Consider the following 17,989-nt stretch of genomic DNA (forward strand, 5'->3'; position numbering starts at 1 on the left):
TTTTGAGTTTAATCTATCAAGCTGTCAAAGCCCTATAATATTTCGGGCGGACACATCGGTCCGCCCAAACAATGATTTTATAAATAATCTTGAATTTTCTGTTTCACCTGCTCTACTGAAATTCTCTCCATCAGTCCATCACCTTTCGCACTTGTCGCCCAAGGCAACTGATCCCAAGGTTTTCCACGACTTTCTAATACAACCTGATCATAAACAGACACCACTTTATCTAAATCTAAATAAGGGCCTGTACGGCGTGGGTTATGAATCGCATATAGACCAATCACCTTCGTATTTTGAGTTGTCGCAATATGAGCTGGCCCCGAATCCGAAGATAGCACCAAATCCGCTTGACGAATTAATGCGGCAAGTTGTTTTAAATTGGTTTTTCCTGCAAGATTAAGGCTGTTCAGTGCAAGTTGTTGAATTTTTGCTGCTACTTCCATCTCATAAACCGATGGAGAGCCTGCAATAATCACATTGATGTTTTGTGCTAATGCAAACTGTGCAATTTGCCCATAATTTTCAGGCGACCAATCTTTCTCTTTTTTGCTAGAACAAGGGGCAATGACTAAATTTTTTCTTTGTTTATCAATAAATTGCGACGTATAGGCTAAATCTGCTTCACTTACAGGTAAATCCCAAGTTGGGCGTAGATCTTGCACACCAATCGCTTTAGCAAACATCATTTGACCGTCTAAAACGTGGGGGGAAGCGGTCTGTTCCACCTTTTTATTTGTAAATAGCCACTGTCCTTCTCTTGCCCGATCTTGATTAAAACCTACTTTCTGTTTTGCTCGAATACCTAACGATAAAATAGATGCACGCAATGCCGTTTGCATATTTAACAGATAATCAAACCGCTTACTGCGAAGCTGTTTCCATAACGCCAAAATCCCTTTCCATCCCGTTTTTTTATCATAAGGCACAAGGGTTACATTCGGAATGCCTTGCATTAAAATCGACTCTGTTTTACCAATAATCCAAGTGATTTCAGCTTGCGGATATTGGCGTTGAATGGCTTGCACGACAGCAAGGGTATGGCAAACATCACCAATCGCAGAAAGGCGTAAAATACAGATTGATTGTGGGCTGTTCATCTTCATTCCTATAAACATTTCGCAGGTTTTGGCAAGCCTGCAATTTTGGTTGCCTGTTTTGCTGGGCCTTCGGGGAATAAACGTTGTAAATAACGGCTACTGCCTTTTTCTTCACCAAATTTCTGTGACAAGGCTTTTACCAGCATTCGGATTGCAGGGGATGTTTTGTATTCTTGATAAAATTCTCGCACAAAATAGACGATTTCCCAATGGGCTTCGCTAAGTTCAAGGTTATCTTTTTGAGCGATAACTACGGCAAGTTCAGGCGACCAGTCGTCTAAATTTTTCAAATAGCCGTGTTCGTCTGTGGGGTATTGTTGATGATTGAGTTCGATAAAATGAAGCATACAAGATGAGGGTGTAGGATGAAAACTCTAAAAAAAGAGCCCAGCATTCTAAAAAGAACTTAATTAAAATGCTTGGCTATAAATATATTACTTCGTCAAATCAATCTGATAAATCGCAAAGCCTGTTTCATCAGTGCCAACGAATGACATTGGATATTGTGCTTTTTCTGCAATAAAGGCTTTCGCTTTATCGCTTGGCGACGTTTCAAAATAAGGCTCATCAGATGGGCCAGTGTGAGCAAGTGCTACGATTAAATCCGCCCCCGCTTTTTTCACGATTGGCACATATTTTTCAGCCGTTTTCACAATATCACGAGCTTCCACTTTGCCGTCTAAATGGGCTTTATCCCAAACTATTACTTGTGGTGGAACGAAACCGATATAACCGACATTTAAAGTATGTTTCACGCCATCTTCATCAACCACTTCTTTTTTCTGAATGAAGTATGGTTGGTAAACTGGCTCATCAGTACCTGGTTTAACGCATCAATCGCAGGGTTAGATTTACCCTCTTTATAACCGACCGCAACTTGATAATCCGCAATCGGATTACCTTGAATTAAGTCACCATTATCAACAAGTACACTATTTTAAGCTTCTTTTCGAGCTTGTTCAATTAACGTTGCGGCACGAGTAAAACCAAATTTTGTTGTTGGCGCATCTTTATAATAGTCAAAATCCGTTAAAAAACTGTGAATATCCGTTGTGCCAATGACACGTAAGAAACTTTGCTATCACCAGCTGCAAATGCAAAGCGATTTGCACTAATGGCTAATACAGTGGTCGCACCAATTTGAAGAAAACGTCCTCTGTTCATCATAACAAGTATCCTCATTGATATAAAAAAAGGGAGAGTATTATAGTCAATAATACTCTAAAATGCCTTAATCCTTTTATCAAATCTGTGATCGACTTCACAAAATAGATAAATTAAGGCTGTATAAAAACCGCTATTCTAATTTCTGAAGCGGTTACTTTAGGGGGAATATAGAACAGATAAAAACTAGATTATCTATGTAATTAGAAATAAATAATACATATAAATCTACTTAAGATCCCTATACCTCATAAAAATCCCTGCATGATAAGCAGGGATCTTATTAGATTAAACTTTTAATAGGTTACTCTTTTGACTTCCAAATTAACGGATCAACACCACGGCGAATAAGCTCTGGGTGATCTTCAATTTTGAATACAGGCTGCTCTACCCCTGCTTTCACTTGTTTTTGGTAATCTTTTAAGATAACCCAAACAATTGGAGCAAGTAAAACGATAGACACTAAGTTGATCATCACCATTGATGCCATTACGGTATCGGCAAACGCCCAAACAATACCGCCATCACGCACAGCACCGAAGTAAACGAAAAATAACACGATTAAACGGAAGGCTAATACGAAACTTGGTTTGTTACGGATATAGCGAATATTGCTTTCTGCATAAGCATAGTTACCGATAATTGAAGTGTAGCAGAATAACAATAAGATAAAGGCTAAGAAGTGTAAGCCAAATTCACCGATGTGGAACTCTAACGCTTTTTGGGTTAAAGATACGCCACGCAATGATTCGCTACCATAATCGTTAGACATTAAAATAATGATTGCGGTACAAGTACATACAATAATGGTATCCACAAATACCCCTAACATTTGAATTAAGCCTTGACTTGCAGGGTGTTTTGCATCTGACGTTGCCGCTGAGTTTGGTGCAGAACCCATACCCGCTTCGTTTGAGAATAAACCACGTTTAATCCCCATTAACATCGCTTGTGAGAATAATGAACCAAAGATACCGCCAGCCATTGCAGAAAAGTCAAAGGCACTGGTAATAATTTTATTTAAAACTTCAGGTACTCGCTCAATATTCATCCCTAAAATGATCATTGCCATAATTAAGTAGAATAACGCCATCATCGGCACAACTTTCGCTGAAACCTGACCGATACGTTTAATCCCACCGAAGATAATCGCTGCAGTCACAATCACTAACACAATGCCCACATAATGCGGATCCCATTCCCACGCATTACGCGTTGCTTCAACGATAGAGTTTGCTTGAACCGCATTGAACGCAAAACCGAAGGTAAAAATTAAGGTAATTGCAAAGGCAATCGCAAGCCAAGGAGCTTTTAAACCACGCTTAATGTAATAAGCTGGGCCTCCACGGAACATACCGTTTGGATCACGCACTTTATAAACCTGTGCCAATGATGATTCTGCAAATGCACTACTCATACCAATTAACGCTGTGATCCACATCCAGAACACTGCACCTGGTCCGCCTAATGCGATAGCAGTCGCAACTCCACCGATATTACCCACACCCACACGGCTTGCCAAGCCTGTTGCAAAGGCTTGGAACGGGGTTAATGACTCGCCCTCTGCAGCACGGCCAGACCACATTTCACGGATACTACGAGGTAATAAACGTAATTGAACTAAGCCAGTGGTAATGGTAAAGAATAAACCAGCACCTAAAAGGGTTAATACAGTAATATCCCAAAGTGGACCGTCAATCGTGTTCACGATCCATTTTAAAACATCTTCAAAAATTGAAACGATGCTATCCATCGAAAAGACCTCATAAAAAAGTAAAACAATTTCGGCATTTTAACGATTTTTTATCTTTTGAAAAGATTTTTTTAATTAAAATGATAAAAAAAGTTAATGATTAGTTATTTAGCGAGCTGGACTGGTTTAAATAACAAATTCTGTCTAATTAGCAAATAATACAAGGGACACCACGCTTGGTGTCCATTGAATATGACATAACTTAACGCTTAAACAAAAGATTTTGGCTTGTATCTAACAAACTACTGTGGAATAAGGTAAAACCAAAACCGATCAAAAGTAATCCAATCAGCAATTTTCCGAATAAAACAGACCGCTTGTGAGCAGAAAATGAAAGATACCAATGGCTAATATGCACCGCTTTACGGCGAGCGAAAAGTACCAAACAGGCAAAAAGCGTTAGCGTTAGCCCCGTTCCCGTTGCCATTAATAACGCAGAAGCTACCCCCCACAGGTACAAATCCAAGGTATAAGCTAAAAACAGCACTAAAATTGCCCCTGAACACGGGCGTAAGCCAATGCTAAAAATCAACATCAGCGTGCTTTTCCAATCCGTTGCAGTTGCCATTTCAGATGAACTTGGCAAATGTTTATGCCCACAGCCACAATCTGCAGAATGTTGATGATGAGCAGTAATAAGCGGTGATTTTGGGGCTATTTTTTGCAAATGGCGAATTTGAAAGCCCTTTGGCTTTGCTCTCACGCTTTTTAACGCTTGATAACACCAATAAAGCCCAAACAACATCATTACAACAAAACTGCCTCGCTCAACCCATTTTAACGCTAGATTAAAATAGCTACGAGAAAGGGTAAAAATCACCACAATAATCGTCACTAACCCAATCGCCACCAAGCCTTGCACTAACGCAGACAACAACGTGATTTTTACCGCTTGTGGCAGTTTGGTTTGTTCAAAAGAGAGATAGCTGGTCAGAATAAACTTACCGTGACCTGGGCCGACGGCGTGAAACACGCCATAGATAAAACTCACCGCCATTAAGCTCAGCCCTGCCTGTTGCTGGTTTTCGTTTAGACGATTTAACGCCCCTGAAAGGGCAAAATTAAATTCCCTCTGCCACTCGCTGACTTTAAATAAGAGATAGGGATAAGCCTGATAAATCGCAAAAAGAGCCACCAATCCGATCGCTATCCCAGCCCAATACTTTGCCTTTATTGACATACAATACTCACTTTTTGCGCAAATTGTGCGCCTAAAGACAAGCCACGTTCTGCTGGCATATCGGGGGTTTCATTTTTATCTAATGTCGATGCATACAACCGCAAAGATTGATTTACCGTCGGCTCAATCATCTCAACTTTACAAAGATTTTGCTCTGTGCTACTGACATCACTCGCTTTTTCGTAATTCATTGCTAAGTAATAACTTGGCTCAAAGGTAAAAAAACGGAATGACTGCCCTTTTACCGCTTTAGGTTCAGCCAGTAGCAAGGTGAAATGGTAAATAATACGATTATGCTGAATTTCAACGGACGAGTTATGCGGTTTAGCTTTAAACTTAATCGGTTCATTTTGCTGATTATAAAGCTCGCTAAAATAGTGGGTACTCACCGCAGATTCATCTAACTCACGCAAAATTTTATTCATTGCCTGTTTTTTATCCTTACTGCTGTTGATTTCATAGATCAGTTCAGCTGATGTAATCTCATCAAGTGTCCAGTACAATTCAAAACCTTCCAGCTTACCTTGTTGAATTAACACTTTATTTTTCATATCAAGGAAAGAATGTGGGTGGGCAAATACAGAAAAAGAGAGTAATAACGAAATCGTGCCGATAAAAAAACGCTTAAGCATTTGAAATCCTTATAATGAAATCAATTTTAAAATCATTATATCAGACTTTTATAAGGGCTTTTTGTTCCGACATGCTTCAATAAAAAAGCGAACAGACAAAATCTGTTCGCTCTTAAAAATTAGGCTGAGTCGGTCGATAAGCCGAGTTCTGTCGTGGACAATCATTCCTCTAGGCGTACATTCACACATACGCTCGAGCAACCTACCCGAATCCCAAGCGGGCAACTCGTTGGATTCCTATTTGGTCTTGCTACGAGTGGAGTTTACCGTGCCGTGAAATGTTACCACTCACGCGGTGCGCTCTTACCGCACCCTTTCACCCTTACCAGCAGAAACTGGCGGTCTGCTCTCTGTTGCACTAGTCGTAGGCTCACGCCTCCCAGACGTTATCTGGCACTCTGCCCTGTGTAGCTCGGACTTTCCTCTCGTTTACTTGTCCCACTAGGTCGTTCTTACGAACGGTTAAGGGCTTCAATAAACCAGCGATTGTCTAACCAACTCAGGCTGGCGAGTATAGCGGATTTATGAACTTTTGCAACAAAATGAATTGTCTCATCCCTATTATCAACGTTGATTGAATCACTTGGAATATATGATTTATATTCAACAATTTTCAAATTAATGCATACAAGCCAGCTCTTTTCTTTAATGTATTATGCTACCAAGTCTTATCCTCTTGACGAGCAATCCCCTTATGTCTTAACAACGCATCTAACGTAGGTTTGCGACCACGGAAGCGTTCAAACAAGACCATCGGCTCTTCTGAACCGCCACGGGTTAAGATATTATCTAGGAAAGACTGCCCAACCTCACGATTAAAAATACCTTCCTCTTCAAAGCGTGCAAAGGCATCTGCCGATAATACTTCTGCCCATAAGTAGCTGTAATAGCCTGCGGCATAGCCCCCTGCGAAGATGTGGGAGAAGCTGTGTGGGGTACGCACGAAAGTCGGTAATTCCACCACTGCAACCTGTGCTTTTACCGCTTTTAGCGTATCTAACACAATATTTTCTTTCGGCTCACTCATATGTAAACGGAAATCGAATAAACCAAATTCTAACTGGCGTAACACAAACATTGCTGCTTGGAAGTTTTTCGCTTTCAGCAACTGGGTCAATTTCTCTTTTGGTAGTGGCTCGCCTGTTTGGTAATGTCCTGAAATAAAGGCAAGGGCATCTTCTTCCCAGCACCAGTTTTCAAGGAATTGACTTGGTAGCTCAACTGCGTCCCACGGCACGCCGTTAATCCCTGAAACGTCACCCACATCAATTTCGGTCAGCATATGGTGAATACCATGCCCAAACTCGTGGAACAGCGTAGTAACTTCATCGTGTGTAAACAGAGCTGGTTTATCGCCAATCGGTTTATTGAAGTTACAGGTTAAGTAGGCAACAGGTTTTTGTAATGAACCGTCCGCTAGACGTTTTTGATTGATACAATCGTCCATCCAAGCACCGCCACGTTTATTTTCACGGGCATATAGATCCAAATAGAATGAACCACGCAAGCGGTCAGTTTCATCGAAAATATTGAAAAAACGGACATTCTCGTGATAGCTATCAAATTCTTTCTGCTCCTCCACCCGCATACCAAAAATGCGTTTCACCAGTTCAAATAACCCCGAAAGCACACGTTCTTCAGGGAAATAAAGGCGCAACTCTTCATCGTTGATCGCATATAAGGCTTGTTTCTGTTTTTCACTATAAAACGCAATATCCCACGGCTGTAATTCGCTTACGCCATAGCTCTCTTTTGCAAAGGCTTTTAGCTCAGCTAACTCTTTTTTGCCTTGCTCTTTAGAACGATTTGCTAAACCTTCCAAGAAATCAACCACTTGCGTTGGGTTTTCCGCCATTTTGGTTGCAAGGGAAAGCTCGGCATAGTTTTCAAAACCGAGTAATTTAGCTAACTCTAAGCGTAACTCAAGGGTTTCCGCCATAAGTGCAGAGTTATCCCATTTACCTGCATTTGGACCTTGATCTGACGCTCGTGTGTTATAAGCTTCATACATTTTCTGGCGAAGCTCACGGTTTTCACAATAGGTCATCACAGGCAAATAGCTTGGAAATTCAAGGGTAAAGCGGTAGCCTGATTTCTCTTTACTTTGTGCTGAAAGTTTCGCCCCTTCAAGTGCTGACTCTGGCAAACCTTTTAGATCCGCTTCGTCTTCAATCACAATATCCCAACCCATTGTTGCATCAAGGACATTGTTGCTAAATTGTGAGCTAAGTTCAGATAAACGAGCAGAAATTTCGCCATAGCGTTTTTGTTTATCTGCTGGCAATGAGATCCCTGATAACTCAAAATCACGCAAGCTGTTTTCAATCGCTTTTTTCTGAGCGAGCGAATAAGTGGCAAACTCAGGGCTATTTTTCAGTTTGACATAGCCTTGATACAACCCCTGATGTTGCCCAACCCAAGTGCTGTATTCGGATAACATCGGCAAACACGCTTGATAAGCTTCACGCAATTCAGAGCTATTTTTTACTGAATTGAGATGCCCAACAGGCGACCACGCACGAGAGAGTTTATCTCCTGTGATTGCTTGCGGTAGGTAGAAGTTTTCCCACGTTGGTGTATTAATTTGAGAAACTTGTTCAATCGTATCACGGCATTGTTGAATTAACTGCTCAATAGCAGGCACAACGTGTTCAGGTTGAATTTGAGAGAATTTAGGTAAACTTGTGTTGTTTAAAAGTGGATTTGACATTCGATTTCCTCTTTATTTGATAAAAGTGCGACATCTTACCATTTTAGCGATTATTTTCATTAGTTGATTGTGATTTATGGGGGAAGCCGTTAAAATTTCAGTTATATACAAACTGCAAACTGCAAAAAATTAAACACAACCGACCGCTTAGGAAAACGCAATGTCTTTAGATTTATCGGATATTCGACAACAAATCATTCAAATTGACCGCAACTTATTGAAATTATTATCGGAGCGTCATCGACTTGCGTTCGATGTAGTGAGAAGCAAAGAGATCACGAAAAAGCCTCTACGAGATATCGAACGTGAAAAACAACTGTTACAAGAATTGGTTAGTTTTGCTCAAGCGGAAAATTATCAACTTGACCCACAATATGTTACGCAAATTTTCCAACGTATCATTGAAGACTCTGTCTTAACACAGCAACATTACTTGCAAAATAAACTGAATCAGAATCAAGAAAATGCCACCATTGCATTTTTAGGTATGCGTGGCTCTTATTCTCATCTTGCTTCTCGCCAGTTTATGAAAAACAGCACGGCTTCTTTAGTGGAACTCAGTTGCGAATCTTTCGATTCAGTTTTTGAAAAAGTTCAGCAAGATGAAGCCGATTATGGCGTGTTGCCGTTAGAAAATACCACATCAGGTTCTATCAATGAAGTTTATGATTTGTTGCAACATACAGACTTAACCCTTGTAGGCGAATTAGCTTATCCTATTAAACACTGTGTTTTAGGAACAAACAATGCTGATTTTGCCCAAGTGGATACCATTTATACCCACCCACAACCTGCACAACAATGTAGCCAATTTATTCATAGTTTAGATAAAGTGCATATCAAATACTGTGAAAGTAGTTCTCACGCTATGCAGTTAGTGGCTCGTTTAAATAAACCAAATTGCGTTGCGTTAGGTAATGAAGATGGCGGGAAATTGTACGGTTTAAGCGTGTTAAAAAGTGGTATTGCGAATCAAGAAAACAATATTACTCGCTTTATTGTAGTGTCTAAAAAAACTATCAATGTTTCGCCACAAGTACAGACCAAAACCTTGTTATTAATGACGACGACTCAACAAGCGGGTGCTTTGGTTGATGCGTTGATGGTGTTCAAGCAACACGGCATTCGTATGATTAAACTTGAATCTCGACCTATTTATGGTAAACCGTGGGAAGAGATGTTCTATGTGGAATTAGATGCCAATATTCACAATGAAAATACCCAAAATGCCTTGAAAGAACTTAAAACAGTGACGAGTTTCTTAAAAGTATTGGGTTGCTATCCAAGTGAAATTATTGAGCCAGTCCAAATCAACAATATAAGTTAGGAAATCTCTTAGATATTCCTAGCATGTTACTTATAATGGCAGCTGCCAATTAATTTCTTCGACTCCGTGAGAACGAAGGTAATCATTGGTTTTTGAAAAATGGCGACAGCCTAAAAAGCCACGATGTGCAGAGAGCGGTGATGGGTGAGGGGCTGTGAGAACGCAATGACGAGAGCGATCGATAAATTGTCCTTTTTTCTGAGCATGGCTTCCCCAAAGCAAAAATACCAGATTTTCACGATGTAGATTGAGTTGATGGATCACCTTATCAGTAAAGGTTTCCCAACCGATATTGGCGTGTGAATGTGCTTTTCCTTGCTCAACGGTGAGAACCGTATTTAACAATAGCACCCCTTGTTTTGCCCACTCAATGAGATAGCCGTGTGATGGTATTTGAAACCCAACATCTTGGGATAATTCTTTGTACATATTAACCAGCGAGGGAGGCGGAACAATTCCTGGTTTTACTGAAAAAGATAAACCGTGTGCCTGATTGGGGCCGTGATAAGGGTCTTGCCCTAAAATAACTACCTTCACATCTTTGAATTCAGTTAAAGCAAAAGCACTAAACACTTCATTTTGAGGTGGGTAAATTACTTTTCCAACTAAACGTTCTTGATGTACATATTGCAAAATATGTTGAAAATAGGGTTGTGTTTTTTCTTCCCCAATGGCATCAGTCCAACTGTTCATATTCTATCCTATTATTAAATTGTTAAAAATTAAAATGAACTGTTAACTCTTGTCTATTTTTTAAGCCATCATCAGTTTTTTTTGATAAAAATGCTTAAATTTTTCTCGCTTTTTAAAGGATTAAAGTTAGAATGCTCAAAATTTTTTGAAACTTTAAACTTTTTTTATAATTTACCCAACATACTAGGAGCTAAAAATGATCAAAGGTGTACAAATCACTGAATCTACCAACAAAAACTTATTAAACTCTTTCTGGTTATTAGATGAAGAGAAAAATGAAGCACGTTGCTTAGCAGCTAAAGGTGATTTCCAAGAAGACCAAATAGTTGCAATCAGCGAATTAGGTCAAGTTTCATACCGTGAAGTCCCAGTTAATGTTGCACCAACCATTAAAGTTGAGGGTGGTCAGCACTTAAACGTAAACGTATTACGTCGTGAAACATTAGAAGATGCAGTGAAAAACCCTGAGAAATATCCACAATTAACTATCCGTGTTTCTGGTTATGCAGTTCGTTTTAACTCATTAACACCAGAACAACAACGTGATGTTATTACTCGTACTTTCACTGAAAGTTTATAATTACATCTTTTCTCAGGCCCTACCGTAAGGTAGGGCTTTATTGTATCTATTTTGACATAGTAGCAGATATGTTTTCTACTATATCATTATTTTAAACCCAATTTCTTCTCAAGATAGTGGATATTCGTTCCACCCTTGCAGAAGTTTTCATCAGAAAGAATCTGTTTATGAAGTGGGATATTGGTTTTAATTCCTTCCACGATCGTTTCTGACAATGCATTTTCCATACGACGAATTGCAATATCACGATTTTCAGCAAAGGTAATCAATTTACCAATCATTGAATCATAATGCGGTGGGACTGAATAGCTAGCATAAATGTGAGAATCCCAACGAACACCTAATCCACCTGGAACGTGTAAACGGGTGATTTTACCCGGTGATGGTAAGAATGTACTTGGGTCTTCCGCATTAATACGGCATTCAATCGCGTGACCACGCACTTTAATATCTTCTTGTTTAACTGAGATTGGTAAACCTGCAGCAACACGAAGCTGTTCTTTTACAAGATCAATACCTGTAATCATTTCTGTGACAGGGTGTTCTACTTGTAAACGGGTGTTCATTTCAATGAAATAAAACTCGCCATTTTCAAATAAAAATTCAAATGTACCTGCACCACGATAGCCGATTTCACGGCACGCATTCGCACAACGTTCACCGATAAACTGACGTAATTCAGGGGTAATGCCTGGCGCTGGTGCTTCTTCTACCACTTTTTGGTGGCGACGTTGCATAGAGCAATCACGCTCTGCCAAATAAACCGCATTGCCGTGTGTATCTGCAAGCACTTGAATTTCGATATGGCGTGGATTTTCAAGGTATTTTTCCATATAAACCATATCGTTATTAAAGGCTGCTTTCGCTTCTGCTTTGGTCATCGCAATAGATTCTTCCAAATCTTTTTCGTGATGAACCACACGCATACCACGACCACCGCCGCCACCAGATGCTTTAATGATCACTGGATAACCAATCTTCTGTGCAATTTCTTTATTTTTGGCGACATCATTACCGATAGGGCCACCAGAACCAGGCACACAAGGTACGCCTGCTTTTTTCATCGCATTAATTGCAGAAACTTTATCGCCCATTAAACGAATTACATCTGCTGTTGGACCAATAAAGATAAAGCCTGAATTTTCTACTTGTTCTGCGAAGTTTGCGTTTTCAGATAAGAAACCATAACCAGGGTGAATCGCATCAGCACCAGTTACTTCTGCAGCGGCAATAATCGCAGGAATATTTAAGTAACTTTTTGTTGATGGCGCAGGACCGATACATACTGTTTCATCCGCAAGGAGAACGTGTTTCAACTCACGGTCTGCCGTTGAGTGAACAGCAACCGTCTTAATGCCAAGTTCACGGCACGCACGCAGAATACGCAATGCAATTTCGCCACGGTTTGCAATGACAACTTTTTCTAACATAAGAGATACCCTTAATTGAAAGCGGTCTTTTTCGTGCAATTTTTTGCAAAAATCTGACCGCTTGTAAGAAATGGATTATTCAATAATGAAGAGTTTCTGATCAAATTCAACCGCTTCGCCGTCGTTTACAAGGATTGCTTTGATTACCCCTGCTTTGTCTGACTCGATACGGTTCATCATTTTCATTGCTTCAACGATACAAAGTGTGTCGCCTACTTTCACGGTTTTACCCACTTCAACAAATGGAGCTGCTTCTGGGCTTGGGCTACGATAGAATGTTCCTACCATTGGTGAAAGAATCGCGTGACCAGATACTTCCGCTGTTGGTGCTGGCGCTGCCGCAGGTGCTGTTTGAGCTGCTGGTGCAGGGGTTGCTGCAGGTGCTGGCGCTGCTTGTGGTGCAGTAACATATTGTACTGCCGCAGGTGCAACTGCTGGTGCTGCACGGCTAATACGTACTGTGCCTTCTTCTTCAGACACTTCTAATTCAGTAATGCCTGATTCTTCAACTAACTCGATAAGTTTTTTAATTTTGCGAATATCCATAATGAGATCCGTATTTGAATGTAAAAATAAACAAACTCTATGTTCAAAGAACATAGAGCAAAATTTTGCGTAGATTACCTGAAATTTTATTAATTTGCGACGAAAATCTGATAAATTTGCCGAATTTATTAGCAAATTTGCCACTAATCGTAGCAGTTCAGTTTTCTTTTTTTTACTTCAGACAACAAAAAATGGATTTATTTCCCACTCTTTAGAAATTGAATAGCATAATCTAAGGCGTAATCGTAACCTTTTGCCCCTAATCCACAAATCACGCCTTTTGCGACATCACTTAAATAGGAATGATGACGGAAAGGTTCACGGGCGTGTACGTTGGATAAATGGACTTCAACAAAAGGAATAGCAACTGACAATAAAGCATCACGCAAAGCAACGCTGGTATGAGTAGACGCACCGGGGTTAATGATAATGAAATCGGTATTTTGGAATGATTGATGAATACGGTTAATAATCGGCTCTTCGCCATTTGCTTGAAAATACTCTAGACAATAGCCTCTTGCCTTCGCTAATTGTTGGAGGTGGTTTTCAATATCGGCTAAGGTTTGTGAACCATAAATATGGGGCTCTCGTTTCCCTAGCATATTTAAATTAGGTCCGTTTAATAACAAGATTTTTTTCATTATATTATCCTTACAAGCGGTTAAAAATGAGCAAGATTTTGCAATGTTATCAAATTCTAACCCTCGCCCCTTGTGGGAGAGGGGCAGTTTTTGCTTCGTTTACAAGAAAAAACAGGGAGAGGGGAGAGAATTTAGCTACTTATGTTGTAATTACTTTTATCATTCAACATTCGAACAACTTAATGGATATAAATTCAATTTTTCCATCAGCACTCTATCGCCATCTTCTTCTGGGTTTTCCGTCGTTAATAATTTATCCCCATAAAAGATCGAGTTTGCACCGGCCATAAAACACAAGGCTTGCATGGCTTCCGGCATATTGCTACGCCCGGCTGAAAGGCGAACATAACTTTTTGGCATCGTAATACGCGCAACAGCAATGGTTCTCACGAATTCTGTCCAATCGAGATCTTCTGCATTTTCAAGTGGTGTGCCTGCCACTTTAACCAATTGGTTAATCGGCACGCTCTCTGGTTGAGGATCAAGATTGGCTAAGCTGGCGATAAGTCCGGCTCGTTCAGCTCTTGTTTCATTCATACCAACAATACCGCCGCAACAGATTTTTAACCCTGCGGAGCGCACTTTACCTAAGGTATCCATTCGATCATCGTGAGAACGAGTGTGAATGACCTGATGATAGCGTTCTGGATCGGTATCTAAATTATGATTGTAGTAATCTAATCCAGCTTCTTTTAAATCTTCCGCCATACCTTCTTCTAACATACCGAAAGTACCGCAAGTCTCTAAACCTAGGGATTTGACCGCTTTAATGATGGCGGAGACCGTCTCAATATCTTTAGGTTTAGGACCTCGCCACGCTGCTCCCATACAAAAACGGCTTGCTCCTCGAGCCTTGGCAATTTGGGCTTTCTCAACAATATAGTTCACATCAAGCATACTTTGCTTTTCAACACCCGTGTCATAGCGGGCAGATTGTGGGCAATACTCACAATCTTCAGCGCAACCGCCCGTTTTAATGGAAAGTAGCGTAGAAAGTTGAATGGCATTTGGATCAAAATGTTGTCGATGAATTTCTGCCGCCCGAAAAACTAAGTCCATAAAAGGCAAATCAAAAAGTTCTTCAACTTGGCATTTACGCCAATATTGTGCCGTTGGATGCGGCGTGAGCTCATTTTTGGCTTTTAAACGTAGCGAATAGGTCGTCATACAAGATCTCCAAAAAAGAGGCACAAGCCGTTGCTTGTGCCATTCAGTGCGAAAATTACTCTTCGATAGAACGTAATAAGTCGTTAAGACCCACTTTACCTAATGTTTTCGCATCCACTTTTTTCACGATCACTGCACAGTATAAGCTGTGTGAACCATCTTTTGCAGGAAGGCTACCTGAAACCACCACAGAACCGGCAGGAACACGACCGTAATGGATTTCGCCTGTTTCACGATCATAGATTTTGGTTGATTGACCGATAAACACACCCATTGAAATCACACAGCCATCTTCAACAATCACACCTTCTACGATTTCAGAACGTGCGCCAATAAAACAGTTATCACCAATAATCGTTGGGTTAGCTTGTAACGGCTCTAACACACCGCCGATACCTACGCCACCTGATAAATGCACGTTTTTACCGATTTGCGCACAAGAACCCACCGTTACCCAAGTATCCACCATTGTGCCTTCGCCAACATAAGCACCGATGTTTACGAATGATGGCATTAATACTACGTTTTTCTCGATGTGTGAACCTTGACGAACGACCGCACCTGGTACAGCACGGATACCGTCTGCTTTAAACTGTTCTTCGCTATATTTACCGTATTTGGTCGGCACTTTGTCGTAGTATTTAGTTTCTGCACCATCAATGATTTCGTTGTCGTTGATACGGAATGAAAGTAAAACCGCTTTTTTCACCCATTGATTAACAACCCATTCACCATCAATTTTTTCTGCAACACGCAGTGAACCATTATCTAATCCTTTAATCACTTCTTCGACAGCCGCACGAGTTTGTGCATCAACAGTTTTTGGAGTAATTTCAGCACGACGCTCGAACGCCGCTTCAATAATTGCTTGTAATGACATTTGCATTTCCTTCTTGTAAGTTAAATAAAAACGGCGAACGTTTTAACATATAAGCGATGGGATTGCTACTAAATTTCACAAAATAATGTAATAGATACATATAAGCGGCATGATTCTACGGATTTTTTACAAATCCAGATTTTCTCTTTGACTAGTTACTTCAAAATCTGTAATATTCGCACCCTATGCAAAAGGTAAAACTACCCCTAACTATTGACCCATATAAAGACGCTCAGCGTCGAATGGACTACGAAGGCTACATTTCTGCGAACCTACTTAGCCGTTTGGGTGAATCTGTTGGTCAAATGCTGGGCGATGCACAAGTTACTTTATCGTTATATGTTGATCCGCAAAAACTCACAGTGGTTAAAGGCACTGCGAAAGTTGATGTGGAGCTAGACTGTCAACGTTGTAGTAACCCATTTACGCAAACACTCGACTGCACATTTTGTTTCAGTCCAGTGTCTAATATGGATCAGGCGGACAATTTGCCCGAGATTTATGAACCAATTGAAGTTGATTCTTTTGGTGAGATAAATTTGCTAGATATGATAGAAGACGAATTCATTCTGTCATTACCCCTAGTGCCGATGCATACCGATGAACACTGTGAAGTGTCCGAAAGCGAATTAGTTTTTGGCGAATTACCAGAAGAACTGGCAAAGAAACCAAATCCTTTCGCAATATTAGCTAATTTAAAGAAAAACTAGATCTAGTAGGAGTATAGCCAATGGCTGTTCAACAAAATAAGAAATCTCGTTCACGTCGTGATATGCGTCGTTCACACGATGCATTAACCACAGCTGCAGTATCTGTAGATGCACGTGGCGAAACCCACTTACGTCACCACGTTACCGCTGACGGTTATTACCGTGGTCGTAAAATCAAATAATCAATTGGATCTCGTAGAGGTTTAAATTGACTCATCTAACTCTTGCGTTAGATGCGATGGGCGGGGACTTTGGTCCCCGTATTACTATCCCCGCATTATCACTTGCGTTGGCTCAACATCCAATACTCAGTTGCATCTTGTTCGGAGACCAAGCTGAAATATCCCCCTATCTCAATAAACTTTCTCCCGATATTCAACAACGTATCGAATTAGTCCATACAACAAAAGTGATCGAAGCAGACTTGCCTTTTGTGCAAGCGATTCGTCAAAGTAAAGGCAGTTCAATGCGTTTAGCGATTGAAGCGGTAGAAAATGGAAATGCTCAAGGCTGTGTAAGTGGCGGAAATACAGGTGTACTAATGGGGCTGGCAAAACAATTGATTGAACCCTTGCCAAACATTGATCGTCCCGCATTAACATCTTTGATTCCAACAATCAACGGCAACTCAAGTGTGATGTTAGATCTTGGTGCAAACGTTGAAGCAGATAGTGAACTATTGCTTCAGTTTGCGGAAATGGGCAATGTGTTTGCAGAAGTGATGTTGGATTTGGTCTATCCACGTTTAGCGTTGCTGAATATTGGAACAGAAGAGCATAAAGGAACACAGCAAATTCGAGATGCTCACCAGCAATTAAAACAATGTAATCATCTAAATTACATTGGCTTCTTAGAAGGGGATAAATTAATGAATCATCTTGCTGATGTAATTGTCTGCGATGGATTTAGCGGTAATGTTGCACTTAAAACACTTGAAGGTGCGGCAAAAAATATCCTTTCACTCTTTAAAAAAACAACGGAAGATTCACATCTTTGTCGCAATACCAAACGTTATTTACTACGTTTAATCTTTTATCGTTACTATAAAAAGCTACAACAGATCAACCCTGATCGCCATAACGGTGCCACACTGCTCGGCTTATCGTCCGTGGTTGTAAAAAGCCATGGTGGGGCAAGTGAGCGAGCGTTTTTCTATGCAATTGATTACGCCAAACAACAAATTAAAAATAACATCCCTACAAAAATCTCCCAAAGACTTATTCTAAACAATTAAGCTCGCTGTATCACAGGTAAAGTTTTATTCAGAAAAAACTTTTCTTTTTTTTAAAAATCGCTACTATACGCCGTCCTCAAATATAACCCAACATTTGAGGCGTTGTTTCCAACCTATCCAATCCTAGGGAGCAATAGGGTAAAAACAAAAAAGCTGAAACGCTTTTTTTAATAAGTAGCGAGTCAAATGCCCCAAGGCATCTTATCTTTCAAGATAAGAAAGCTTAGGCTTCCCGCAAGGCA

At 40.3% G+C, this 17,989-nt stretch carries 17 protein-coding genes, 1 other RNA gene and 1 pseudogene; 5 read left to right on the top strand and 14 right to left on the bottom strand.

Translation table 11 applies throughout. The annotated features are described in order from the left end of the window. Positions 1-77 precede the first annotated feature (77 nt). The 8 genes and pseudogenes from J1G47_RS03090 to prlC all read right to left on the bottom strand — a co-directional run bounded on the left by J1G47_RS03090 (position 78) and on the right by prlC (position 8,539). Positions 78-1,100, bottom strand: coding sequence for a glycosyltransferase family 9 protein (locus tag J1G47_RS03090; protein ID WP_005711031.1), 1,023 nt, complete (start codon positions 1,098-1,100; stop codon positions 78-80). A gap of 8 nt (positions 1,101-1,108) precedes the next feature. Next, positions 1,109-1,447, bottom strand: coding sequence for a TusE/DsrC/DsvC family sulfur relay protein (locus J1G47_RS03095; RefSeq protein ID WP_005711033.1), 339 nt, complete (start codon positions 1,445-1,447; stop codon positions 1,109-1,111). 204 nt (positions 1,448-1,651) lie between these two features. After that, positions 1,652-2,267, bottom strand: a pseudogene (locus tag J1G47_RS03100) (2',3'-cyclic-nucleotide 2'-phosphodiesterase); the annotation flags it as partial. A 301-nt stretch (positions 2,268-2,568) separates the two neighbouring features. Then, positions 2,569-4,017 carry an alanine/glycine:cation symporter family protein gene (locus tag J1G47_RS03105; RefSeq protein ID WP_207326748.1) on the bottom strand — a complete coding sequence of 483 codons (1,449 nt, stop codon included), beginning with the start codon at positions 4,015-4,017 and terminating at the stop codon, positions 2,569-2,571. Positions 4,018-4,219: 202 nt separating this feature from the next. Further along, on the bottom strand, positions 4,220-5,197 hold the full coding sequence (locus J1G47_RS03110; RefSeq protein WP_075592145.1) for a nickel/cobalt transporter: 978 nt from the start codon (positions 5,195-5,197) through the stop codon (positions 4,220-4,222). After that, complete coding sequence (locus tag J1G47_RS03115) at positions 5,188-5,829, bottom strand: DUF1007 family protein (RefSeq protein WP_010786114.1); 642 nt, start codon at positions 5,827-5,829, stop codon at positions 5,188-5,190. Before J1G47_RS03115 ends, J1G47_RS03110 begins: the two co-directional genes overlap by 10 nt. A 121-nt stretch (positions 5,830-5,950) precedes the next feature. Next, an RNA gene (gene rnpB, locus J1G47_RS03120) (RNase P RNA component class A) lies at positions 5,951-6,331 on the bottom strand. Between the two features lie 156 nt (positions 6,332-6,487). Further along, on the bottom strand, positions 6,488-8,539 hold the full coding sequence (gene prlC / locus J1G47_RS03125; RefSeq protein ID WP_005711045.1) for an oligopeptidase A: 2,052 nt from the start codon (positions 8,537-8,539) through the stop codon (positions 6,488-6,490). Between the two features lie 160 nt (positions 8,540-8,699). Here prlC and J1G47_RS03130 point away from each other — a divergent pair, with 160 nt between their 5' ends. Further along, positions 8,700-9,866 (top strand): chorismate mutase, encoded by a 1,167-nt coding sequence (locus tag J1G47_RS03130; protein WP_010786112.1) that lies wholly within the window; start codon positions 8,700-8,702, stop codon positions 9,864-9,866. Between the two features lie 30 nt (positions 9,867-9,896). On the opposite strand, the gene ung is transcribed toward J1G47_RS03130, so the two are convergent. Beyond that, a complete protein-coding gene (gene ung / locus J1G47_RS03135; protein ID WP_005711048.1) occupies positions 9,897-10,559 on the bottom strand; it encodes a uracil-DNA glycosylase in 663 nt (220 codons plus the stop codon). 196 nt (positions 10,560-10,755) lie between these two features. Between ung and grcA the strand changes: the two genes are divergently transcribed. Then, entirely contained in the window at positions 10,756-11,139 is a 384-nt protein-coding gene (gene grcA, locus J1G47_RS03140; protein WP_005711050.1) for an autonomous glycyl radical cofactor GrcA, read from the top strand. Between the two features lie 86 nt (positions 11,140-11,225). Here grcA and accC read toward each other — a convergent pair whose 3' ends face one another. The 5 genes from accC to dapD all read right to left on the bottom strand — a co-directional run bounded on the left by accC (position 11,226) and on the right by dapD (position 15,803). Next, positions 11,226-12,569 (bottom strand): acetyl-CoA carboxylase biotin carboxylase subunit, encoded by a 1,344-nt coding sequence (accC, locus tag J1G47_RS03145; protein ID WP_005711056.1) that lies wholly within the window; start codon positions 12,567-12,569, stop codon positions 11,226-11,228. Between the two features lie 75 nt (positions 12,570-12,644). Further along, a complete protein-coding gene (gene accB / locus J1G47_RS03150; protein WP_075620644.1) occupies positions 12,645-13,115 on the bottom strand; it encodes an acetyl-CoA carboxylase biotin carboxyl carrier protein in 471 nt (156 codons plus the stop codon). A 197-nt stretch (positions 13,116-13,312) separates the two neighbouring features. After that, positions 13,313-13,756 carry a type II 3-dehydroquinate dehydratase gene (aroQ, locus tag J1G47_RS03155; RefSeq protein ID WP_015939704.1) on the bottom strand — a complete coding sequence of 148 codons (444 nt, stop codon included), beginning with the start codon at positions 13,754-13,756 and terminating at the stop codon, positions 13,313-13,315. Between the two features lie 159 nt (positions 13,757-13,915). Next, entirely contained in the window at positions 13,916-14,923 is a 1,008-nt protein-coding gene (gene bioB, locus J1G47_RS03160; RefSeq protein ID WP_005711060.1) for a biotin synthase BioB, read from the bottom strand. 55 nt (positions 14,924-14,978) lie between these two features. Then, positions 14,979-15,803: a 2,3,4,5-tetrahydropyridine-2,6-dicarboxylate N-succinyltransferase gene (dapD, locus tag J1G47_RS03165; protein ID WP_005711063.1), complete on the bottom strand. Its 825-nt coding sequence runs from the start codon at positions 15,801-15,803 to the stop codon at positions 14,979-14,981. 185 nt (positions 15,804-15,988) lie between these two features. Here dapD and yceD point away from each other — a divergent pair, with 185 nt between their 5' ends. The 3 genes from yceD to plsX are packed head-to-tail and all read left to right on the top strand — an operon-like array spanning position 15,989 to position 17,747. After that, positions 15,989-16,513 (top strand): 23S rRNA accumulation protein YceD, encoded by a 525-nt coding sequence (gene yceD / locus J1G47_RS03170; protein ID WP_021115246.1) that lies wholly within the window; start codon positions 15,989-15,991, stop codon positions 16,511-16,513. A gap of 20 nt (positions 16,514-16,533) precedes the next feature. Then, positions 16,534-16,695, top strand: a complete 162-nt coding sequence (gene rpmF / locus J1G47_RS03175) for a 50S ribosomal protein L32 (protein WP_005711065.1) — start codon at positions 16,534-16,536, stop codon at positions 16,693-16,695. 26 nt (positions 16,696-16,721) lie between these two features. Next, positions 16,722-17,747 (top strand): phosphate acyltransferase PlsX, encoded by a 1,026-nt coding sequence (gene plsX, locus J1G47_RS03180; RefSeq protein ID WP_005711066.1) that lies wholly within the window; start codon positions 16,722-16,724, stop codon positions 17,745-17,747. The last annotated feature ends 242 nt before the right edge of the window (positions 17,748-17,989 follow it).

The organism is Glaesserella parasuis, assembly GCF_017352235.1.
Taxonomy (GTDB): Bacteria; Pseudomonadota; Gammaproteobacteria; order Enterobacterales; family Pasteurellaceae; genus Glaesserella; species Glaesserella parasuis.

Excerpts from the sequence above, each read along its gene's own strand:
- J1G47_RS03090 (WP_005711031.1), bottom strand. The coding sequence starts at position 1,100 with ATGAACAGCCCACAATCAATCTGTATTTTACGCCTTTCTGCGATTGGT.
- J1G47_RS03095 (WP_005711033.1), bottom strand. The coding sequence starts at position 1,447 with ATGCTTCATTTTATCGAACTCAATCATCAACAATACCCCACAGACGAA.
- J1G47_RS03105 (WP_207326748.1), bottom strand. The coding sequence starts at position 4,017 with ATGGATAGCATCGTTTCAATTTTTGAAGATGTTTTAAAATGGATCGTG.
- J1G47_RS03110 (WP_075592145.1), bottom strand. The coding sequence starts at position 5,197 with ATGTCAATAAAGGCAAAGTATTGGGCTGGGATAGCGATCGGATTGGTG.
- J1G47_RS03115 (WP_010786114.1), bottom strand. The coding sequence starts at position 5,829 with ATGCTTAAGCGTTTTTTTATCGGCACGATTTCGTTATTACTCTCTTTT.
- prlC (WP_005711045.1), bottom strand. The coding sequence starts at position 8,539 with ATGTCAAATCCACTTTTAAACAACACAAGTTTACCTAAATTCTCTCAA.
- J1G47_RS03130 (WP_010786112.1), top strand. The coding sequence starts at position 8,700 with ATGTCTTTAGATTTATCGGATATTCGACAACAAATCATTCAAATTGAC.
- ung (WP_005711048.1), bottom strand. The coding sequence starts at position 10,559 with ATGAACAGTTGGACTGATGCCATTGGGGAAGAAAAAACACAACCCTAT.
- grcA (WP_005711050.1), top strand. The coding sequence starts at position 10,756 with ATGATCAAAGGTGTACAAATCACTGAATCTACCAACAAAAACTTATTA.
- accC (WP_005711056.1), bottom strand. The coding sequence starts at position 12,569 with ATGTTAGAAAAAGTTGTCATTGCAAACCGTGGCGAAATTGCATTGCGT.
- accB (WP_075620644.1), bottom strand. The coding sequence starts at position 13,115 with ATGGATATTCGCAAAATTAAAAAACTTATCGAGTTAGTTGAAGAATCA.
- aroQ (WP_015939704.1), bottom strand. The coding sequence starts at position 13,756 with ATGAAAAAAATCTTGTTATTAAACGGACCTAATTTAAATATGCTAGGG.
- bioB (WP_005711060.1), bottom strand. The coding sequence starts at position 14,923 with ATGACGACCTATTCGCTACGTTTAAAAGCCAAAAATGAGCTCACGCCG.
- dapD (WP_005711063.1), bottom strand. The coding sequence starts at position 15,803 with ATGTCATTACAAGCAATTATTGAAGCGGCGTTCGAGCGTCGTGCTGAA.
- yceD (WP_021115246.1), top strand. The coding sequence starts at position 15,989 with ATGCAAAAGGTAAAACTACCCCTAACTATTGACCCATATAAAGACGCT.
- rpmF (WP_005711065.1), top strand. The coding sequence starts at position 16,534 with ATGGCTGTTCAACAAAATAAGAAATCTCGTTCACGTCGTGATATGCGT.